This is a genomic window from Mesorhizobium sp. GbtcB19 (genome assembly GCF_019091085.1).
Classification (GTDB): Bacteria; Pseudomonadota; Alphaproteobacteria; order Rhizobiales; family Rhizobiaceae; genus Mesorhizobium.
In genome coordinates this window covers 1-231 of record NZ_JAGXJY010000605.1, presented here as the reverse complement: position 1 = coordinate 231, position 231 = coordinate 1, and the positions used below count along the sequence as shown (strand labels likewise).

Annotated in this window: 1 pseudogene; it reads left to right on the top strand. The window is 62.8% G+C overall.

Annotation, left to right across the window (positions count from 1 at the left end):
- Positions 1-82: 82 nt before the first annotated feature.
- Positions 83-231 (top strand): annotated as a pseudogene (locus KVT37_RS33735) (dienelactone hydrolase family protein); the annotation flags it as partial.

Below are 231 nucleotides of genomic sequence, written 5' to 3'. Positions count from 1 at the left end.
AACTTGACCGCGATTGAGATGTCGTGGCTCGCCCTGACGGGAGGCGCGGATATCTATCGCGTGGCTACATGCGGTGCGCGCAATGACGAAGCAGGACGTCGAGACCAAGACCGAGGACGGCACAGCGAAAGCACGGCTGTTTCGTCCAGCCGCGTCGGCCAAGGCCGGAACCATCCTCTACATGGATATTTTCGGTCCGCGACCGGCGCCCGACCAGATGGCCGAGCGTCT